General features: G+C 41.8%; 14 protein-coding genes. 6 read left to right on the forward strand and 8 right to left on the reverse strand.

Translation table 11 applies throughout. The annotated features are described in order from the left end of the window. Window positions 1-11: 11 nt before the first annotated feature. Window positions 12-587 (forward strand): DUF4256 domain-containing protein, encoded by a 576-nt coding sequence (locus KA713_18705; protein ID UXE66455.1) that lies wholly within the window; start codon window positions 12-14, stop codon window positions 585-587. Between the two features lie 418 nt (window positions 588-1,005). Continuing rightward, entirely contained in the window at window positions 1,006-2,640 is a 1,635-nt protein-coding gene (locus KA713_18710) for a S8 family peptidase (GenBank protein UXE66456.1), read from the forward strand. A gap of 122 nt (window positions 2,641-2,762) precedes the next feature. On the opposite strand, the gene KA713_18715 is transcribed toward KA713_18710, so the two are convergent. The 3 genes from KA713_18715 to KA713_18725 form a co-directional block, all read right to left on the reverse strand. Continuing rightward, entirely contained in the window at window positions 2,763-4,133 is a 1,371-nt protein-coding gene (locus tag KA713_18715; protein UXE66457.1) for a PhoH family protein, read from the reverse strand. Window positions 4,134-4,605: 472 nt separating this feature from the next. Next, a complete protein-coding gene (locus KA713_18720; protein UXE66458.1) occupies window positions 4,606-5,028 on the reverse strand; it encodes a hypothetical protein in 423 nt (140 codons plus the stop codon). Between the two features lie 47 nt (window positions 5,029-5,075). Then, window positions 5,076-5,978, reverse strand: coding sequence for a hypothetical protein (locus KA713_18725; protein ID UXE66459.1), 903 nt, complete (start codon window positions 5,976-5,978; stop codon window positions 5,076-5,078). A 112-nt stretch (window positions 5,979-6,090) separates the two neighbouring features. Here KA713_18725 and KA713_18730 point away from each other — a divergent pair, with 112 nt between their 5' ends. After that, complete coding sequence (locus tag KA713_18730; GenBank protein ID UXE66460.1) at window positions 6,091-6,462, forward strand: helix-turn-helix transcriptional regulator; 372 nt, start codon at window positions 6,091-6,093, stop codon at window positions 6,460-6,462. 20 nt (window positions 6,463-6,482) lie between these two features. Here the strand turns inward: KA713_18730 and KA713_18735 are convergent, their stop codons facing one another. The 4 genes from KA713_18735 to leuC form a co-directional block, all read right to left on the reverse strand. Then, complete coding sequence (locus KA713_18735) at window positions 6,483-7,643, reverse strand: 2-isopropylmalate synthase (protein ID UXE66461.1); 1,161 nt, start codon at window positions 7,641-7,643, stop codon at window positions 6,483-6,485. An 18-nt stretch (window positions 7,644-7,661) separates the two neighbouring features. Further along, the gene (leuB, locus tag KA713_18740; protein UXE66462.1) at window positions 7,662-8,792 is read right to left on the reverse strand and encodes a 3-isopropylmalate dehydrogenase; all 1,131 of its coding nucleotides are present in this window, start codon (window positions 8,790-8,792) and stop codon (window positions 7,662-7,664) included. A gap of 76 nt (window positions 8,793-8,868) precedes the next feature. Then, window positions 8,869-9,453 carry a 3-isopropylmalate dehydratase small subunit gene (gene leuD, locus KA713_18745; GenBank protein ID UXE66463.1) on the reverse strand — a complete coding sequence of 195 codons (585 nt, stop codon included), beginning with the start codon at window positions 9,451-9,453 and terminating at the stop codon, window positions 8,869-8,871. A gap of 62 nt (window positions 9,454-9,515) precedes the next feature. Then, complete coding sequence (gene leuC, locus KA713_18750) at window positions 9,516-10,925, reverse strand: 3-isopropylmalate dehydratase large subunit (GenBank protein UXE69192.1); 1,410 nt, start codon at window positions 10,923-10,925, stop codon at window positions 9,516-9,518. A 369-nt stretch (window positions 10,926-11,294) separates the two neighbouring features. On the opposite strand from leuC, the gene KA713_18755 reads away from it, so the two are divergent. From KA713_18755 to KA713_18765, 3 genes are all read left to right on the forward strand, one after another. Continuing rightward, window positions 11,295-12,848, forward strand: coding sequence for a beta-N-acetylhexosaminidase (locus KA713_18755; GenBank protein ID UXE66464.1), 1,554 nt, complete (start codon window positions 11,295-11,297; stop codon window positions 12,846-12,848). 116 nt (window positions 12,849-12,964) lie between these two features. Next, the gene (locus KA713_18760; protein ID UXE66465.1) at window positions 12,965-13,528 is read left to right on the forward strand and encodes a hypothetical protein; all 564 of its coding nucleotides are present in this window, start codon (window positions 12,965-12,967) and stop codon (window positions 13,526-13,528) included. A gap of 41 nt (window positions 13,529-13,569) precedes the next feature. After that, a complete protein-coding gene (locus KA713_18765) occupies window positions 13,570-14,067 on the forward strand; it encodes a hypothetical protein (protein UXE66466.1) in 498 nt (165 codons plus the stop codon). Window positions 14,068-14,235: 168 nt separating this feature from the next. Here the strand turns inward: KA713_18765 and secDF are convergent, their stop codons facing one another. Beyond that, a complete protein-coding gene (gene secDF / locus KA713_18770; GenBank protein ID UXE66467.1) occupies window positions 14,236-17,277 on the reverse strand; it encodes a protein translocase subunit SecDF in 3,042 nt (1,013 codons plus the stop codon). Between the last annotated feature and the right edge of the window lie 55 nt (window positions 17,278-17,332).

The raw sequence follows: 17,332 nt of genomic DNA on the forward strand, positions 1-17,332 counted from the left end.
CACGGCAAGGTATGGCACTAAAAAATAAAAAAGAGTTGTCGATGAAGCTGCACGATGAATTGTTCAGCACATTAAAAATACGATTTGAAAAAAATAAGAATCGCCATATCGGTATTGAATGGGCGAGCGTGCAAGCAAAATTAGAAGCAAAAGCCAGTGCCGAAAAACTGTGGACGCTAAACGAAATGGAAAGAACAGGTGGCGAGCCTGATGTGATTGGTTACGATAAAAAGAGCGGTGAATATATTTTTTATGATTGTTCACCAGAAAGCCCGGCTGGGCGAAGAAGTTTTTGTTACGACCAAGAAGCGTTGAATGCTCGAAAAGAAAACAAACCAAAAAATAGCGCGATAGGTATAGCTACCGATATAGGCATTGAGATTTTGACAGAAGAACAATATCATAAGTTACAAAAACTAGGAACGTTTGATTCGAAAACATCGAGTTGGTTGAGAACCCCTGATAACATAAGAAAACTTGGTGGTGCCATTTTTGGTGATTCCAGATATGGCACGGTCTTCATCTATCACAACGGAGCGGAATCGTATTATGCGGCTCGCGGTGTTCGCGGATCTTTGAGAGTTTAAAACAGATTAGTAAGCTAATAATGAAAGTTCGAGTTTGGTTGTACTCTTTGACGGTATTCTAAGCATTGCTTTGTGAACTTGAGAAAAGAGTTTCATTGACGTGTATATACACCTTTACATAAGAAATTTTATATCATTGGTTTTTACACGAGCAGAAACATGATTGAAGCGATAAGCTGCCCCAAAAAACACCGAAAAGAATAAAGCAACTAATAAAATATAAATCTCAATCATACTAGTGGTTGTATGGTATAAAGGTTGCCTATTTTGATTATTGGATTATTTTCTAATCGTAGTTTGTAGCACCGAAGTAAGAAATAGGCCGTGTTCGTAAAAAAATGAAAATCTAATGGTGCAACACATAATTCCTCAACATGCGGTTTTCTAAAAGTAATTGAAGTATAATTGCAAAATTTTAATGATGATAGATATGTTCAAAAGTGTTGGGCGGGTTGTAATCTTTATCCTTTTTTCTGCAACGCATGGGTTCAGCCAACAATTAAAGAAAGAAACTCCCAAAAATTGGTTTCTGCTTGACCCACAAACTGACAGCGTGCAGGGCGTGAGCGCGGAAAAAACCTATCAGACTTTATTGAAAGACCAACCTTCTAAAACAATTTTGGTGGCGGTTATTGATTCGGGCATTGACATTGACCACGAAGATTTAAAAAGTGTGATTTGGACCAACGAAAAAGAAATTGTAGGCAACGGATTGGACGATGACAAAAACGGATATATAGACGATGTGCACGGGTGGAATTTTATTGGCGGAAAGAACGGAAATGTAGATGCAGACACCTATGAGCTTACGCGAGAATACATCCGCTTGTCCAAAAAATTCTTAAGCATAGATTCACTAAAGTTAAACAAAAAAGCAGCTATCGAATTTGCTGGTTACAAAAAAGTCAAAGACAAGTATCTAAAACTAAAGGCCAAAAACGAACAGCAATACAATCTGTACAATGGCATGTACACCAATTTGACCCAAAGTATTGATACGCTGAAGGCCAAATTAAAAACCGAAGAGCTTACGCTCGAGTTGGTCAAAAACTTTCAATCATCGGATGTAAAACTTCTTTTCGCCAAAGGTTTTTTAATGAACCTTTATAAAAACGCTGGAGAGGATGCTAACATTAGCGAATACATGGGCCAACTTAAAGAAGGGGTGGATTACTATAAAGTGATTGTGAAGTACGGTTACAATCAAGATTTCAACTCGCGCGAAATTGTGGGCGACAATTACTCGAACTTATTCGAAAAAGGCTATGGCAATAACGATGTAAAAGGCCCTGACCCCACCCACGGCACACATGTTGCAGGCATTATCGCGGCCGACCGAAAAAATGAGTTGGGCATAAAAGGCATTGCTGACAACGTAAAGATTTTACCGATCCGTGCGGTGCCCAATGGTGATGAGCGCGACAAAGATATTGCCAACGCCATTATTTATGCGGTTGATAACGGAGCAAAAATCATTAACATGAGTTTTGGAAAATCATTTTCGCCAGAAAAAGAAGTGGTTGACAAGGCAGTAAAGTATGCCGAGATGAAAGGTGTCTTGTTAATACACGCGGCTGGCAACGATAGTGATGACATTGATGTGGACAAAAACTTCCCCACCAAAAAATATTTGGATGGAAAGGTGGCAAAAAATTGGATAGAGGTAGGTGCGTCTGCCTATGGAGCCGATGAAAATTTTGTGGGTGATTTTTCTAATTATGGAAAAAAAATGGTTTCACTTTTTGCTCCAGGTGTAGATGTGTATTCTACTGTTCCTAACAATAAATACAAAAACGAAAGCGGCACGAGTATGGCAAGCCCCTCTACCGCTGGGGTGGCTGCACTGCTGTGGTCCTACTTTCCAGAACTGAGCGCGCTTCAAGTAAAAGACATTCTCCTAAAATCTACACGGAAGTTTGATAACCTGAAAGTGATCAAACCCGGAAGCAAAGAAGAAGTGTTGTTCAGCGACCTCAGCAGCAGCGGTGGATTGGTAAATGCCTATGAGGCAGTGAAGATGGCTAATGGGATGAGAAGAAAGTTGAGGGAATAGGAAGTTACTTTTAATAACGCTCATTTTTTAACACTTTTTTGCTGGCATAGTTTACTGTCAAAGGCAAAAGCCTAGATCACTCAACCATCTCTGTATCATTTTGAGACGATTATTTACCAAGATTAGAGAAGCTCATTGGCCAGATTGGCCAATTCAGATCGCTCGCCTTTCTCTAAAGTAACATGCGCGTACAACTCGTGGTCTTTCAGTCGATCGATCAAATACGATAAACCATTTGATTGTGAATCAAGGTAAGGAGTATCGATTTGGTGGATGTCACCCGTAAAAATAATTTTGGTGTTTTCGCCCGCTCGAGTGATGATTGTCTTCACTTCATGTGGGGTCAGATTTTGTGCTTCGTCCACAATGAAAATAATATTCGACAAACTTCTGCCGCGGATATAAGCCAATGGCGTAATCATCAACTTTTCGTTTTGCACCATTTCGGTGATGCGTGCATATTCTTTATCGCTTTCGCTGTATTGGTTTTGAATGAATTTGAGATTGTCCCACAGTGGCTCCATGTAGGGGTTCAATTTCGACTTTATGTCACCAGGCAAATAGCCAATGTCTTTGTTGCTGAGTGGCACAATGGGTCGAGCCAAGTAGATTTGTTTGTATTCTCTTTTTTGTTCGAGGGCTGCGGCCAATGCAATCAACGTTTTGCCTGTTCCCGCCACACCTTGCATCGATACCAATTTGATTTCGGGCTTTAGCACCGCGTGTATGGCAAAAGCTTGTTCAGCATTGCGCGGTTTTATTCCGTATGCGTTGCGTTTCTCTACTTGCTCCACCATGCCGTTGGCTGAATTGTAAAATGCAAGCACCGATTTTTTACCATTGCGAAAAATATAATAATGGTTTTTCATCGGTTTCTGTCTTCCCAATACGTCTTCGGGTGGGCAATAGCCTTTTTCATAAATCAAATCAATCGATTCAGAAGAGGCATTGTCTAATACTGTACGGCCGGTGTGCAGCGAACTGATGTTTTGGATTTTGCCTGTTGTATAGTCTTCGGCTGTTAGGCCCAAGGCCATCGCCTTCAGGCGCAGGTTGATGTCTTTGGAAACCAAAATTACCCTGCGGCCTTTTTCTTCTTTTTGAAGTACCAGTGCGGCATTTAGAATACGATGATCGGCCTTGTCTTCATTGAATACTTTGTTGGCATCCACTTGGCCGTTGCCACCCGTATCCATCACCACTTTAAAATGTCCCTTGTTTTTTCCGTTGAGTGGATTCCACTGGTGTAGCATTTGTCCTTTCGCCAATTTGTCGATCAAGCGGATGAACTCACGTGCTTCAAAATTTTTGGTATCGTTGCCTTTTTTGAAGTTGTCCAGCTCTTCTAGTACCGTAATCGGGATGCCGATATCATGCTCTGCAAAATTGAGAATACTGTTGTGCTCAAAAATAATGACAGAGGTGTCGAGCACGAAAATTTTTTTGCTTGCCTTTCCGGCAGGAAGGTCTTTGTCTTTTTTGGTTTTGCTCATGCGGGCAGACTTGGTTTAACTTTAAAACGATATTCCTCTGCTATTGCTTTGGAGATTAAATATGTTGCGGAGAAATGCTATTTCAAGAAATACACCTTCGTAGAAGCTGCGGAGTGGGAATATTCTAAATAAAAATCGCGGAGATACATTCCACACAATGATTGAAAATCTTGTAAGCCTGCTGAGCAGGTATAAAATGTTTTTTCGCGACATCCTTTCGATGGTATAAACATACAGAAAGGCTGGGAATAAAGTCAACAGTTGGGCATGTTCTTTTTGTTAAGGAAATACTAAACTACGGTACTAGTTTTTTAACAAATTTGTGATCTGACCTGTTCTTATTGACACTGCAACGAGTATGATTCAATCCTTAATTAAGAACACTGTAGCTTTCATTGCATTACGTGTTTTCTTTCCTGTTCCTCCAAGAGTTTCTACATTCTTCGTCAAGGCTCTTTAGAGGTTTGTAAATTTAACGTGGGGCCTTAGCTTGTTTTGTTTCGTGCTGTTTCCTTAACCGGTTTATATGAGTAACGGTTTCCTTACCCTTACCACCGTCTGTTGCTATTTTGTACTTTTTCGTTTTTGTTTTCAATGTAAATCCACCAATGACTTTTTTTGCAACTAAGATACTGTCATACGGCAGGACGAAATCTTTCACTAGATCATTATACATCTCATATCGCGCCCGGTGATAGGGCTTGGGGTGGAATATAAACAAGTTTTGGGTAATATAAATGTCTCCGCTTACCGAAAATGGAGGAATGGCAAATCCATTGTCAAGGAGCAACGCCCCATTTTTGTTTTTTAAAATCGTGTCATTTTTTGCCGCAGCAGTTTGTGCAGAGCATTTTATTGAAACCACAAGCATAATCGCGAATAGGATGACTTTCATTTGCAATTTTTACCGATTTTGAAAATAAATTTACGCGTTGGTTTCCGTCAATACTGCCACTCTAAAAATCCTCCAAGAGGATTTTCAAAATCTAATTTGATAATAGACCCACCTTGGGTATAAGCCTGATAGTATCCTACACCAGCCCCATACGCTCCGCCAACAATGGCACTTACGCCAATAATTGTACCCCATTTAGCGGCACTAATCGTAGCACCAAAGGCTAAGGCCATAGCTCCTCCAGTAGCTACGGCCGAAACAACAACTACAGCGGCCACCACTGCCGTAATTACAACGGCAAGCAAGTTAGAAAAAAAGCATTGGGTTCTTCCGCTACTACTGTCCGCATGAAGGGCATTGGCCAGATTAACGGTTTCAGTAATTGAATTGTTCTCAAACTCGGCAAACGCCAAGAGTGCCCTAGCCTCATCAAAAGTTAACGAAGTGTTGTTCTGAACGTCTCTTTTAAAATCTGTAATCACTGATTTCAGATCAGAAACCAATTCCTTAGTAGACTGCTCTCCATGATCCGAATTAGTCTGCACGTTTGTTAAATCAGCTGTTAAGTTTTCAGTAAGCTGAGCAACTGCTGGCGAGGGTTTGAAAAAATCATCTTCAATTTCTGTTCTTAAAGCGTTGTTCGGTTGATTTGAAAAAAGATTTCCAATAATTTTCTTTGCTACCTCCAATTGTTGTTGATCCCCTTTCAGAATTGGCATCATGTAATCAAGCATAAATGATGCTTTATCCTGTTGCTGCATAGCTGTTTTTGCAAAATTGAAGGTTGCCTTCTGTTGCAAGTGGACGTTGAATTGGTCTGACATCGCAACAAGATCTTGCTTTTCTTCGTAAGTTAAGTCAATCGTGGGTTTCACCCTGCTGTTTTCACCACAACTCGTGGCAAGCAAGATACCAAATACAATCAAAACGAGTTTTATTGGATTTTTCATATAGGTTAAATTAGTTCGAGACAAATAACCTGTTTAAGTTTGTTCATCACCAGCACTTAGACAACAAAGATTAGCACTCTGAGAGTTTTTGTAACACTTAAAGTATCTTGAATTGAAGACATTTCTAACAAATTTTAGCAAGGTTGTTAAGAATCTTCGCCACGAAAAAGGCTTTTCTCAAGAAGCAATGGCATATGAAATTGGGATGTCTCCTTCAGGCTATGGCAAGATTGAAAGGGGAGAGACAGATTTAACTATTTCAAAGATTGATAAAATAGCAGCATGTTTTGGCCTTACCGCAACATCAATTATTAGAATGGTGGATCAGCAAAACAATATAGATTTAAATACTGATTCAAAGAACCTTAGTAAAGAACAGCTTTTTGAGGCATACAAGACTCTCAGTGTAACTGTATTGCAACTTCAGGAAAATGTCTCAATTTTGACTGAACGGATATCAAATCTTGAGAAAAAGGATTGCTAATAGCTAGATTGGCATCGATCTCACCTAGTCAGCACGGGCATATTTCCTACTAGCACTTGAAGATCTTCGTTATCTACATTGCCCTTTTCGTCTGCAACGATCAAAAAGTTTTCGTAAAGTGTATTTAGTTCCTCGCCTTCAAAATGATAACCCAACAATTCGGCACGATGTTTTAAAGCCGCTCGACCGCTACGAGCGGTAAGCACGATCGAGGAATTAGGAACACCTACATCTGCCGGGTTAATGATTTCATAATTCTCGGCATGTTTCAAGAATCCGTCTTGATGAATTCCCGAAGAGTGAGAGAAGGCATTTTTGCCAACGATCGCTTTGTTGGGTTGCACCGGCATGTGCATCATCTCGCGCACCATCTGACTAATTTCAAAAATCCGTTCAGACTTGATATTAGTATATAAATCCAAATCTTTATGCACTTGCAAAATCATGGCCACTTCTTCCAAGGAAGTATTGCCAGCCCGCTCGCCAATTCCGTTAATCGTGACTTCTGCCTGTCTTGCACCGTTCGTTAAACCTGCAATAGTGTTAGCAGTTGCCAACCCTAAATCATTGTGACAATGAACAGAAATGATAGCTTTGTCTATGTTCTTTACATTTTCAAATAAATACTGAATGCGTTTCCCATACAAATGCGGCAAGCAATAGCCCGTTGTGTCCGGAATATTTACCACATCTGCTCCTGCAGCAATCACCGCCTCGGTCAGTTGAGCTAAAAAGGCCAGATCAGCACGCCCCGCATCTTCGGCAAAAAATTCGACTTCATATCCTTTTGCTTTGGCATATTTCACGGCCCACACACCTTGTTCCAGCACTTGTTCGCGTGATGATTTGAACTTGTGTTTGATATGTACATCACTTGAACCAATACCCGTATGAATACGTCCATGCTTGGCATGATGCAACGCTTCGGCAGCTACATCGATATCATCTTTTTTCGAGCGTGTCAGTCCGCAAACAGTGACATTTTTCACTGCCTTCGAAATCTCAACGACTGAAAGAAAATCACCCGGACTAGAAATGGGGAAACCAGCTTCTATAACATCCACCCCTAGCGCTTCCAATTCTTTGGCAATAATTACTTTCTCGTCCGTCTTTAGTTGACAACCCGGTACTTGTTCACCATCGCGAAGAGTGGTATCGAATATTTGGATTTTGTGGCTCATGTTTCTAATATTAAATTATTAGTTAATAAAACTTGTAAGCGCTTCCCCTATCCATACAAAATCACCTATAGAGTTTTTGTTAATATGCTCAACAACCATTGAACCCATTTGAGAAGTGTTCAGTATTTTATCTATAGAGGTTGAGTTATCAGAAATATCGCTTGTTCGAAAACCCCTTTTAAGAACAATTTCAACGGCCTTAATAATAGTTTCAGATTCTTTCTTCAAACCAAAAGAAATATCCAGCATTAAGGCAACCGATAGAATAGAAGCCAATGGATTAGCGATTCCTTTGCCCGTGATATCATGTGCACTTCCGTGGATGGGTTCGTACAAACCAACGGTGTCCCCAACCGATGCAGACGCCAACATCCCCATTGAGCCGGCAATCTGCGAAGCCTCATCCGTTAGTATGTCTCCAAAAAGATTTCCCGTTACAACTACATCGAAACTTCTTGGGTTTTGAATGAGCTTCATGGCGGCCGAATCGACAAACTGATGTTCCAATTCAACATCCGGATATTGTTTGCTTATTTCAGTAACAACTTGCCTCCATAGGCGTGAACTCTCCAATACGTTCGCCTTGTCTACAGAGGTCACTTTCTTTTTGCGGGTGCGTGCTGCCCGGAAAGCTTTATGTGCAATGCGCTCGATTTCATAACGGTGATAGATCATCAGATCGTAGGCGGTGTTCCCATCATCCTTTCTTCCCTTCTCTCCAAAATACACATCACCTGTCAATTCACGGAAGAAAAGAATGTCAGAGCCTTTCAATATCTCCGCTTTGATGCTAGAGGCCTCCAGCAACTCATCAAACAATTTGATAGGACGTAGATTGGCATAAAGGCCGAGTTCTTTGCGCATTTTCAATAAACCTTGTTCAGGTCGTACTTTTAGTGTTGGGTCGTTGTCATATTTTGGATGACCGACCGCTCCAAACAAGATCGCGTCACAGTTTTTCAGTTTTGCAAGTGTTTCGTTCGGCAACGGATTGCCACTAGCTTCAATCGCGTCATGACCAATCTGTGCTTCTTCAAATTCAAATTGATGATCGAACAACTCAGCTATTTTTTCCAATACCTTTTTTCCTTCGGCTGTTACTTCTTTGCCGATGCCATCACCTGGTAGAATTACTATCTTTTTGTTCATTTTTAAATATCGTTATTGGTTGTTCGTGTTGGTTGTTCGCCATCTCGAATAACGAACAACTAAGAACGATCAACGGCTAATGTGCTACATCAAATTCTTTAATATCTTTATTCAAACTCAACAAGTAATCGATATCATCATACCCGTTAATCATGCATGTTTTTTTGTACTTGTTGATTTCAAAACCTTCTTTGACAGAACCGACTTGAAGAATTTGGTTTTCTAAATCCACTACTATTTCGGTTGACGGTTTTTCTTCAATGGCAGCCAACATTTGTTTTAAGAAATTATCGGAGACCACAATCGGCAACAAGCCGTTATTCAGTGCATTGTTTTTGAAAATATCCGCGAAGAAACTACTCACCACCACACGAAATCCATAATCGTAAATCGCCCACGCGGCATGCTCACGACTGCTGCCACAACCAAAATTTTTGCCTGCCACCAAAATTTTTCCAGTGTACTTTGCGTTATTGAGAACAAAATCTTTCACTGATTTATTATCGGTGTTGTATCTCCAGTCGCGAAATAGATTATCCCCAAAGCCCTCACGCGTGGTCGCTTTTAAAAAACGTGCGGGAATAATTTGATCCGTGTCTATATTTTCAATCGGCAACGGAACCGCAGTAGATTTTAGAGTGGTAAATTTTTCTTTGGTCATTTCTTTTTCGTTGTTAGTTGTTTGTTGTTGGTTATTCGCGACTAACGAACAACGAACAACGATTATACAAACTCTCTCACGTCTGTCACCCTCCCGGTAATTGCCGCAGCTGCTGCACTCAACGGGCTCGCTAAAAATGTTCTTGATTTTGGGCCTTGCCTTCCTTCAAAATTTCTGTTGGAGGTGCTGATGCAATATTTTCCAGCAGGGACTTTGTCTTCGTTCATCCCGAGGCATGCTGAACAACCGGGACTTCGCAGCTCAAAACCTGCTGCTTCAAATATTTTATCAAGTCCTTCTCTCCGTGCTTGATCTTCTACCTGTTTCGAACCAGGCACTACCCAAACTTCTACGTTAGAGGCTTTGGTTTTTCCTTTCACCATCGAAGCGACCAAGCGCAAGTCTTCAATGCGCGCATTCGTGCAACTCCCTATGAACACGTAATCGATGGCTTTGCCTAATAATGAAGAACCTTGTTCTAAACCCATATACTCCAACGACTTTTTGAACGAAGCATGTTCGGAGATTTCTTCCAGTTCTTCAACTGTAGGAATGCGATCCGTCACCTTCATGCCCATGCCGGGATTCGTTCCGTACGTAATCATCGGGGCAATATCGGCCGCATCAAATGTCAAAACTGAATCATAAACAGCACCTGCGTCTGTCGCTAACTTTTTCCATTCAATCACTTTTTTGTCGAAGGCATCGCCTTGCGGTGCAAATTTTCTTCCCATGATATAATTGAACGTTGTTTCATCCGGTGCAATCAATCCACCGCGCGCGCCCATCTCGATGCTCATGTTGCAAATGGTCATGCGTGCTTCCATGGAAAGATTTGTGATTGCATCTCCCGCATATTCCACAAAAAAGCCAGTGGCACCACTGGCAGAAATTTTTGAGATGATGTATAAAATAATGTCTTTGCTGACCACACCTTTGCCCAACGCGCCATTGATTTCAATTTTCATGGTTTTGGGCTTGTATTGCAAAATGCATTGTGTGGCCAATACTTGTTCCACTTCGCTCGTGCCAATTCCAAAAGCAATATTGCCAAATGCTCCGTGTGTACTTGTATGACTGTCGCCACATACAATCGTCATGCCCGGCAAGGTCAACCCCAACTCTGGTCCAATGATGTGAACAATGCCTTGGAAGGGATGACCCAAATCATATAGCTCCACACCAAACTCTGCGCAATTTTTTCTGAGCGTCTCTACCTGATGGCGGCTCAAGGCTTCTTTGATGGGGAGATGTTGGTCTTTAGTAGGCACGTTGTGGTCGGCCGTGGCGGTGGTTCTTTTGGTATTGAAAACCTTGATACCTCTTTTTTTCAATCCATCAAATGCCTGCGGGCTTGTTACCTCATGAATAAAATGTCGGTCAATAAAAAGTGCATCCGGATATCCTGCGGCACGTTTTACCACATGGCTGTCCCAGATTTTTTCAAAAATTGTTTTTGGTTTTTCGTTCATCACTTTTACAACAATCGTTAGTTCGCTCATGTATCCTTAAAACAAAACCGCCCCGTGCTGACATTTTCAGTACGGGGCGGCTTTCACAAAGATGAAACGATCATCTTTTGAATACAATTGCTAAGATGAAACAACTTCTACACAACAGCAACGAAATTTTGAAAAAGTTTGTGCTGACAAGTGTTTGGTAGTTTAAGCAAGTGGGTAAAAATATTATGAAGGCCAGTCTTCCATCTTTACGTTTTGTTGATTAGGCCTTTTAATGTGATGCGCTTTTTGTTTGAGATGAATCCTAAATCAAAAAAAAACACAGGATTGTCCAAAAACAAGTGGCAAACAATTCTTATTTTCGGATTCAATTTCCTGACAATGAAAAAAATAATCTTAATCTCCTTGGCAGCGATGCTTGTTTTGGCTTCGTGCAAAAAGCCTGACCCAACGGTTCAAACCCGACTCGAAAGCTTAATACCCAAACCCGTTTCGGTCAATGCAACAGGTGGGGAGTTTGAACTGACAGCCAAGACAATTATTTATGTTTCAGAAGGGACTCCTGAACTATTTTCAATCGCGGAATTGATGGCAGATGGTTGGCGATCGGCTACTGGTCTTGCCCTTAAAATAGAAAAAACCAAAACACCTCCTCCCTCTGGAATATATCTTTCCCTAGGGGCAAACGACAAAGCCCTTGGAGATGAAGGTTATAATCTGACTATTACCAAACGTCTATTGTCACTCTCAGCTAACCAACCTGCAGGAGTGTTTCGGGGTATGCAAACGGTTCGTCAATTACTTCCCGCGGCAGCAGAAAGTTCTTCCCTGCAAAAGGGATCTTGGAAAATAGCTACGGCAAGCATCCGCGATTTTCCAACCTACGGACATCGCGGTTTTATGCTAGATGTTGCGCGGCATTTTTTTAGTGTGGAAGACGTGAAGCGAAGCATCGACTTGGTTTCGAGTTATAAAATCAACCAAGTTCATCTTCATTTGTCGGACGACCAGGGATGGCGCATTGAGATAAAATCGTGGCCAAAACTTACCGAACATGGCGGCAGTACGCAAGTGGGTGGTGGAGCAGGAGGTTTTTATACGCAAGACCAATACAAAGAAATCGTTCGGTATGCACAAGAACGTTTTATTGCGATCATTCCGGAAATTGACATGCCTGGCCATACCAACGCTGCGTTGGCATCCTACCCCGAATTGAATTGCAATGGGAAGGCACCTCAACTTTATTCTGGGATTGAAGTTGGTTTTAGCACGCTCTGCACTAAAAAGGAAATCACCTACAAGTTTATTGACGATGTAGTGAGCGAGATTTCAGCCATTACACCAGGCCCGTATTTTCACGTTGGGGGAGATGAAAGCCACGCGACCACAAAAGAAGATTACATCCCCTTCATGGAACGCGTGCAAGATATCGTGTTCGCGCATGGCAAAAAGATTATTGGCTGGGATGAGATTGCCATTTCAAAACTTCGCCCCGAGGTAGTTGCGCAAGTTTGGTCAGAGGCTGAGAATGGAAAGAAGGCAATTGCTCAGGGGGGAAAAATCCTGATGTCGCCAGCCAATAAAATTTACTTGGATATGAGTTATGACTCAACCTCCAAATTAGGTTTGCACTGGGCAGCCTATATTGAAGTGGACAGCGCTTACCAATGGGATCCAGCTACGCTGGTAAAAGGAATTGCAAAAGAAAATATCATTGGTATTGAAGCAGCGCTCTGGAGCGAAACCATTAAGAACCTAAACGATATTGAATACATGGTGTTTCCGCGATTGCCCGGTTATGCAGAAATTGGCTGGTCACCTGAGAGCAACCGGAATTGGGAAGAATATAAAGTGCGCCTGGGTCGCCAGGCCGAGCGATTTAGGGTGCTTAACATTGATTACTATCGATCTAATAAAGTACCTTGGCAAGACTAATACCTGTTTTTTTCTTAAGCTAAGAGTTCTTTTCCCAATGGCATTGAGGATAAAACAAATTAATTCTCGATGGTTGTAATATTTTCCATGAATTACGACTAATAGAGAAAATTCTTATGAGTACTGTAGGCAAGAAAAAACCTAAAATTCTGAACTTTCTATTGGTTGTGATCCTAAGCGGTGTCTTTGGGTTTTTCATTGGCAAATTTGGTTTCCAAGCCGGTAAGACACTACCTACAAATGTTATTTGGATTTGGTCAATCTCTTTTATTCCTGTTTTCTTTTTTGTGATTGGATTTCACGAAGCAGGCCATGCCGTGGCTGGCATCTCTCAGCAATTTGATTTCAAGATGTATGTAGTCGGACCTTTTATGCGGGTCAAAGAACAAGATGGCTGGAGGTTTAAATGGAATAAAAACGTGAATACGTCAGGTGGAATGGTGATTTGCCTACCTACCCAAACTCATAACTTAAAAAAGAGCTTTTCTATTTTTGCAGCAGGAGGCCCTTTGGCTAGTCTGGTATTAACACTAATCTCATTTTTAGTCTATTTGCTGTTAAGGCCGCTGACGGTTTCTTATTTTTTTCTTTCATTGGATTGTTTTCGCTCTTGGTTTTTGTTGTCACCATTCTTCCTTTTCGGACAGGAGGCTTTACCTCAGATGGCGGGCGTATCTTGAATCTGATTCGAGGTGGGGATAAAAGCCGTTTTGAATTACTCATGTTGAAGATTATTACGGAGACTACGGGTGGTAAACGACCTTCATTGCTCAACTTGGAGGAGTTAACGGAAGCATCCTCATTGGCTACTAAACTGAAGGCACCCTTTGGCGTTTATATACACGGTTACTTTTATCAAGCCATGTGGGATCGCGGAGACTTAGTGGCAGCCGAAAAACATCTGGAAGATTATATGAATGAGATCGACCAAATACCTCCAGGTTTAAATAACAGTGTTTGGATGGAAGCAGCCTTCTTTTATGCAAATGCTAAAAATGATTTGGAGAAAGCAACTTTCTATTGGAACAAGTTTAAGCCATCATCCATGATTCCCCAGGCACAAGTGTTGGCTACAGAAGCAATGATTGGCAAATTAAATGGTGAAAAAGAATATTCTCTCAGCAAATCCAAAATGGCAATGGAACAATTACCAAACATGCTGGATAAAGGATTGGCTGTTGTAATGAAAGAAAGATTAGTTCAAATGCAATCTTTCTAAAGCCATTTCAAACAACTAGGTTGCAGGCAGCGTTGATGGTTTGCGTATGGTGCGGTCGTGGCAATCTTCTTTAGTGAGGTAATATTTTTGACATGACTTCTAGTTTTATTAAGTGAAAAAAGAAAGGCCATCATTTCGATGGCCTTTGCTTTTAGATCGGATTTGATTTTAAGCTTTCGCTGTTTTCAATTCTGGCTTCACAGCACTGCTTTCGCCTGATTTATCCAAGTCAATTACAATCGGTGCCGCGATGAAGATAGAAGAGTACGTTCCAATGACAATACCCACCACCAGCGCAAACGAGAATCCTCTCAAGACCTCACCACCGAAGAACAACAACACCACTACCACAATCAAGGTGGTGCTAGAGGTAATCAACGTACGGCTAAGCGTGCTGTTGATGGCATCGTTAAAGATTTGCTTGCGATCGTGCGATGAACCAAAGTTAATAAACTCACGGATACGGTCGAAGATGATCACCGTATCGTTGATGGAGTAACCAATCACCGTCAAAATCGCAGCCACAAATACCTGGTCAATCTCAAACGATATTCCCAAAGCGCGTGCAATACCAAAAGTGGCAAAAACGAATAATGAATCGTGGATCAACGCCACAATCGCACCAGTACTGTATTGCCATTTACGGAAACGAATTAGAATGTAAAGGAAGATAACGATGATGGAATAGAGTCCAGCTTCAAAGGCAGAGTCTTTGATATCATCGGCTATGGTAGCTCCTACCTTAGAGGAAGATGAAATAGCAAAATGTGCATCATCGATGGTCGCATCGTTTTCGGAGTAGGCCAAACCACTGAATTTTTTTACGCCTTCCACCAGTGCAGCGCGAACTTTGTCATCGGCAGCATCCGATTCATCATCGATCAAATAAGAAGTAGTCACTTTCATTACTTTATCGCTGTCAAAGTTTTTTACCTCCGTGCTTGAGTTTTCAAAACCTTGAGCAAGAGCAACTTTCATATCAGTAGCCACAATGGGCTTGTTGAAGGTTACTTTGTACGAGCGGCCTCCTTTAAAGTCAACACCCAAATTCAAACCTTGAATACCAATCAGGATAAACCCGATGATGATAACCGTGCTTGAAAAAATGTAAGCAATCTTTCGGTTGGCAATAAAGTTGAAATGCTTGCGGTCGCGCACACCACTGGCCAAACCTGTCTCAAAAGATATTTTTGATTCATCGCCTTTGCGGGTCATCCACTCAATGATTACACGCGAGATATACACAGCCGAGAAGAATGAAGTAGCGATACCAATCATCAACACTACAGCAAAACCACGCAACGGCCCTTGTCCAAAAATAAACAAGAACATAGCCGTTAAGAAAGTAGTGATGTTCGAGTCGAAGATGGAAGAGAAAGCTCGCTCATACCCCTTGCGGATGGCATCCAACAATTTGCGTCCTTGGCGCTGTTCTTCTTTAATGCGTTCATAAATCAACACGTTCGCATCCACCGCCATACCCATCGTAAGCACAATACCTGCAATACCCGGCAGGGTTAAGGCTGCGCCAATCGTAGGCTGTGCCAAAATTCCAAGAATAAAAAAGATGTTGAACAATAGAGCTAAGTTGGCTACCCATCCGCCTTTGGAGTAATACGCCACCATGAAGATCACCACAATCGCCAAGCCGCAAGCCATGGAAATGAAACCTTGGTTTTGCGCCACCTTTCCCAGTGATGCACCCACAATGGCGCTTTCAACTATTCGAGTAGGTGCGGGCAAAGAACCAGCCTTCAATACGTTGGCCAAATCTTTTGCCTCTTCTAATGTGAAGTTGCCTGAGATCTGAGAATTACCATTGGGAATTTCTTGGTTTACGTTTGGAGCAGTGTAAACATAATTATCCAACACAATGGCAATTTTGCCTTGTGGCTGTTTTGCTGCAGCGGCAGCAGTCACTTTTGCCCATGTTTTGGCACCCGCTGCATTCATTTGCATGCTCACAGCAGGGCGCGCAAATTGATCGTAATCCAAGCGCGCATCGTTAATCACTTCACCTGTCAACAAAGGTTTACCGCTTCGGCCAACGCTTACAAAGTTTAGCTGAATATCATCGATGCCGGGCGTTACATTCGCATCTGGTTTCACATCCCAAAACACTGCAATGGTGCGGGGCAATAACGCTCGCACATCGGCTCTTCTAAAAATTTGATTGATTACGGCTGTGTCTTTTACATTGTATAAAAAGGGGGCAACTTGACTCGATAAGGCAAACAAGGGGGAAGTAGTGGCGGCACGCAACGAATCCAATTTATTTCCGGTGCTGTCTTTTACATTGCTCAATGCATTTTCTAGAGCCGATTTTGTGGTATCCGGTTTAGTAGACAACGCATCGGCCAACGAAGGTTCTTTTTTACCTTTGGTAGTGTCGATGCCCGCAGTTCTTTTTTCGTTTTGCTCTTTTAAAAGCAATTGGTTGATAGATCCCAATGCAGCACTCAATTGTTGGTCGTATGGTTCTACCACTTCCCAAAACTCTAACCTCGCCACGCTTTGCAATAACTTGCGAACACGCTGTGGATTATCAGCACCTGGTATTTCAATTTGAATTCGTTTGGTTCCTTGCAAACGTTGAATGTTCGGTTGCGAAGTACCAAACTGGTCGATACGTGTTTTTAAGATGGTGAACGAGCGGTCAATCGCACTCTCAATTTCGGTATCCAAAAACTTCATCACATCGGCATCGCTGTCGGTAAGCTTTACGCGATCTTTGTTGGCAGCTGATGTAAACAAAGAAGCCAACGTTCTGTTGGGATTGGCTTCTTTGAAGGCCTTGAAAAACAGATCGCTAAAATTGGCGGTGCTGCTTTTTTGCATCTCGTTTGCCTTTTGCAAAGCCGCGATAAAGGCAGGGTCTTGGTTGTTACCACTCAGCCCGCGAATGATGTCGATTGGTGAAATCTCCAACACCACATGCATACCACCTTGCAAGTCAAGACCGAGGTTCAATTCAGATTCTTTGATTTGTTTGTATGTATACTCTGCGCCAAACAGATTCAGCACGGGCTTGTTCCACAGCGAATCTAAGTAGCGTTGCTTTTTAGAAAGATCGATGTTGCCATCTTTGCTGGTGGCGTATTGGGTGGCATCTTCACGAATACCCCGCGATATAAACGTGAACGATAAATAGTACAAACACAATAGCGTGATGAGTACCGTGAGTACGATAACGACTCCTTTGTTTTTCATAAGTAATTTAAAATTAGAAAGATGAAAAGTGATTAATAAAAAAAGAAATTGAGCA

Source organism: Chryseotalea sp. WA131a, assembly GCA_025370075.1.
Lineage (GTDB): Bacteria > Bacteroidota > Bacteroidia > Cytophagales > Cyclobacteriaceae > ELB16-189.

Coding starts and splice junctions, on each gene's coding strand:
- KA713_18705 (UXE66455.1), top strand. CDS start 12: ATGGCACTAAAAAATAAAAAAGAGTTGTCGATGAAGCTGCACGATGAA.
- KA713_18710 (UXE66456.1), top strand. CDS start 1,006: ATGATGATAGATATGTTCAAAAGTGTTGGGCGGGTTGTAATCTTTATC.
- KA713_18715 (UXE66457.1), bottom strand. CDS start 4,133: ATGAGCAAAACCAAAAAAGACAAAGACCTTCCTGCCGGAAAGGCAAGC.
- KA713_18720 (UXE66458.1), bottom strand. CDS start 5,028: ATGAAAGTCATCCTATTCGCGATTATGCTTGTGGTTTCAATAAAATGC.
- KA713_18725 (UXE66459.1), bottom strand. CDS start 5,978: ATGAAAAATCCAATAAAACTCGTTTTGATTGTATTTGGTATCTTGCTT.
- KA713_18735 (UXE66461.1), bottom strand. CDS start 7,643: ATGAGCCACAAAATCCAAATATTCGATACCACTCTTCGCGATGGTGAA.
- leuB (UXE66462.1), bottom strand. CDS start 8,792: ATGAACAAAAAGATAGTAATTCTACCAGGTGATGGCATCGGCAAAGAA.
- leuD (UXE66463.1), bottom strand. CDS start 9,453: ATGACCAAAGAAAAATTTACCACTCTAAAATCTACTGCGGTTCCGTTG.
- leuC (UXE69192.1), bottom strand. CDS start 10,925: ATGAACGAAAAACCAAAAACAATTTTTGAAAAAATCTGGGACAGCCAT.
- KA713_18755 (UXE66464.1), top strand. CDS start 11,295: ATGAAAAAAATAATCTTAATCTCCTTGGCAGCGATGCTTGTTTTGGCT.
- KA713_18760 (UXE66465.1), top strand. CDS start 12,965: ATGAGTACTGTAGGCAAGAAAAAACCTAAAATTCTGAACTTTCTATTG.
- KA713_18765 (UXE66466.1), top strand. CDS start 13,570: ATGTTGAAGATTATTACGGAGACTACGGGTGGTAAACGACCTTCATTG.
- secDF (UXE66467.1), bottom strand. CDS start 17,277: ATGAAAAACAAAGGAGTCGTTATCGTACTCACGGTACTCATCACGCTA.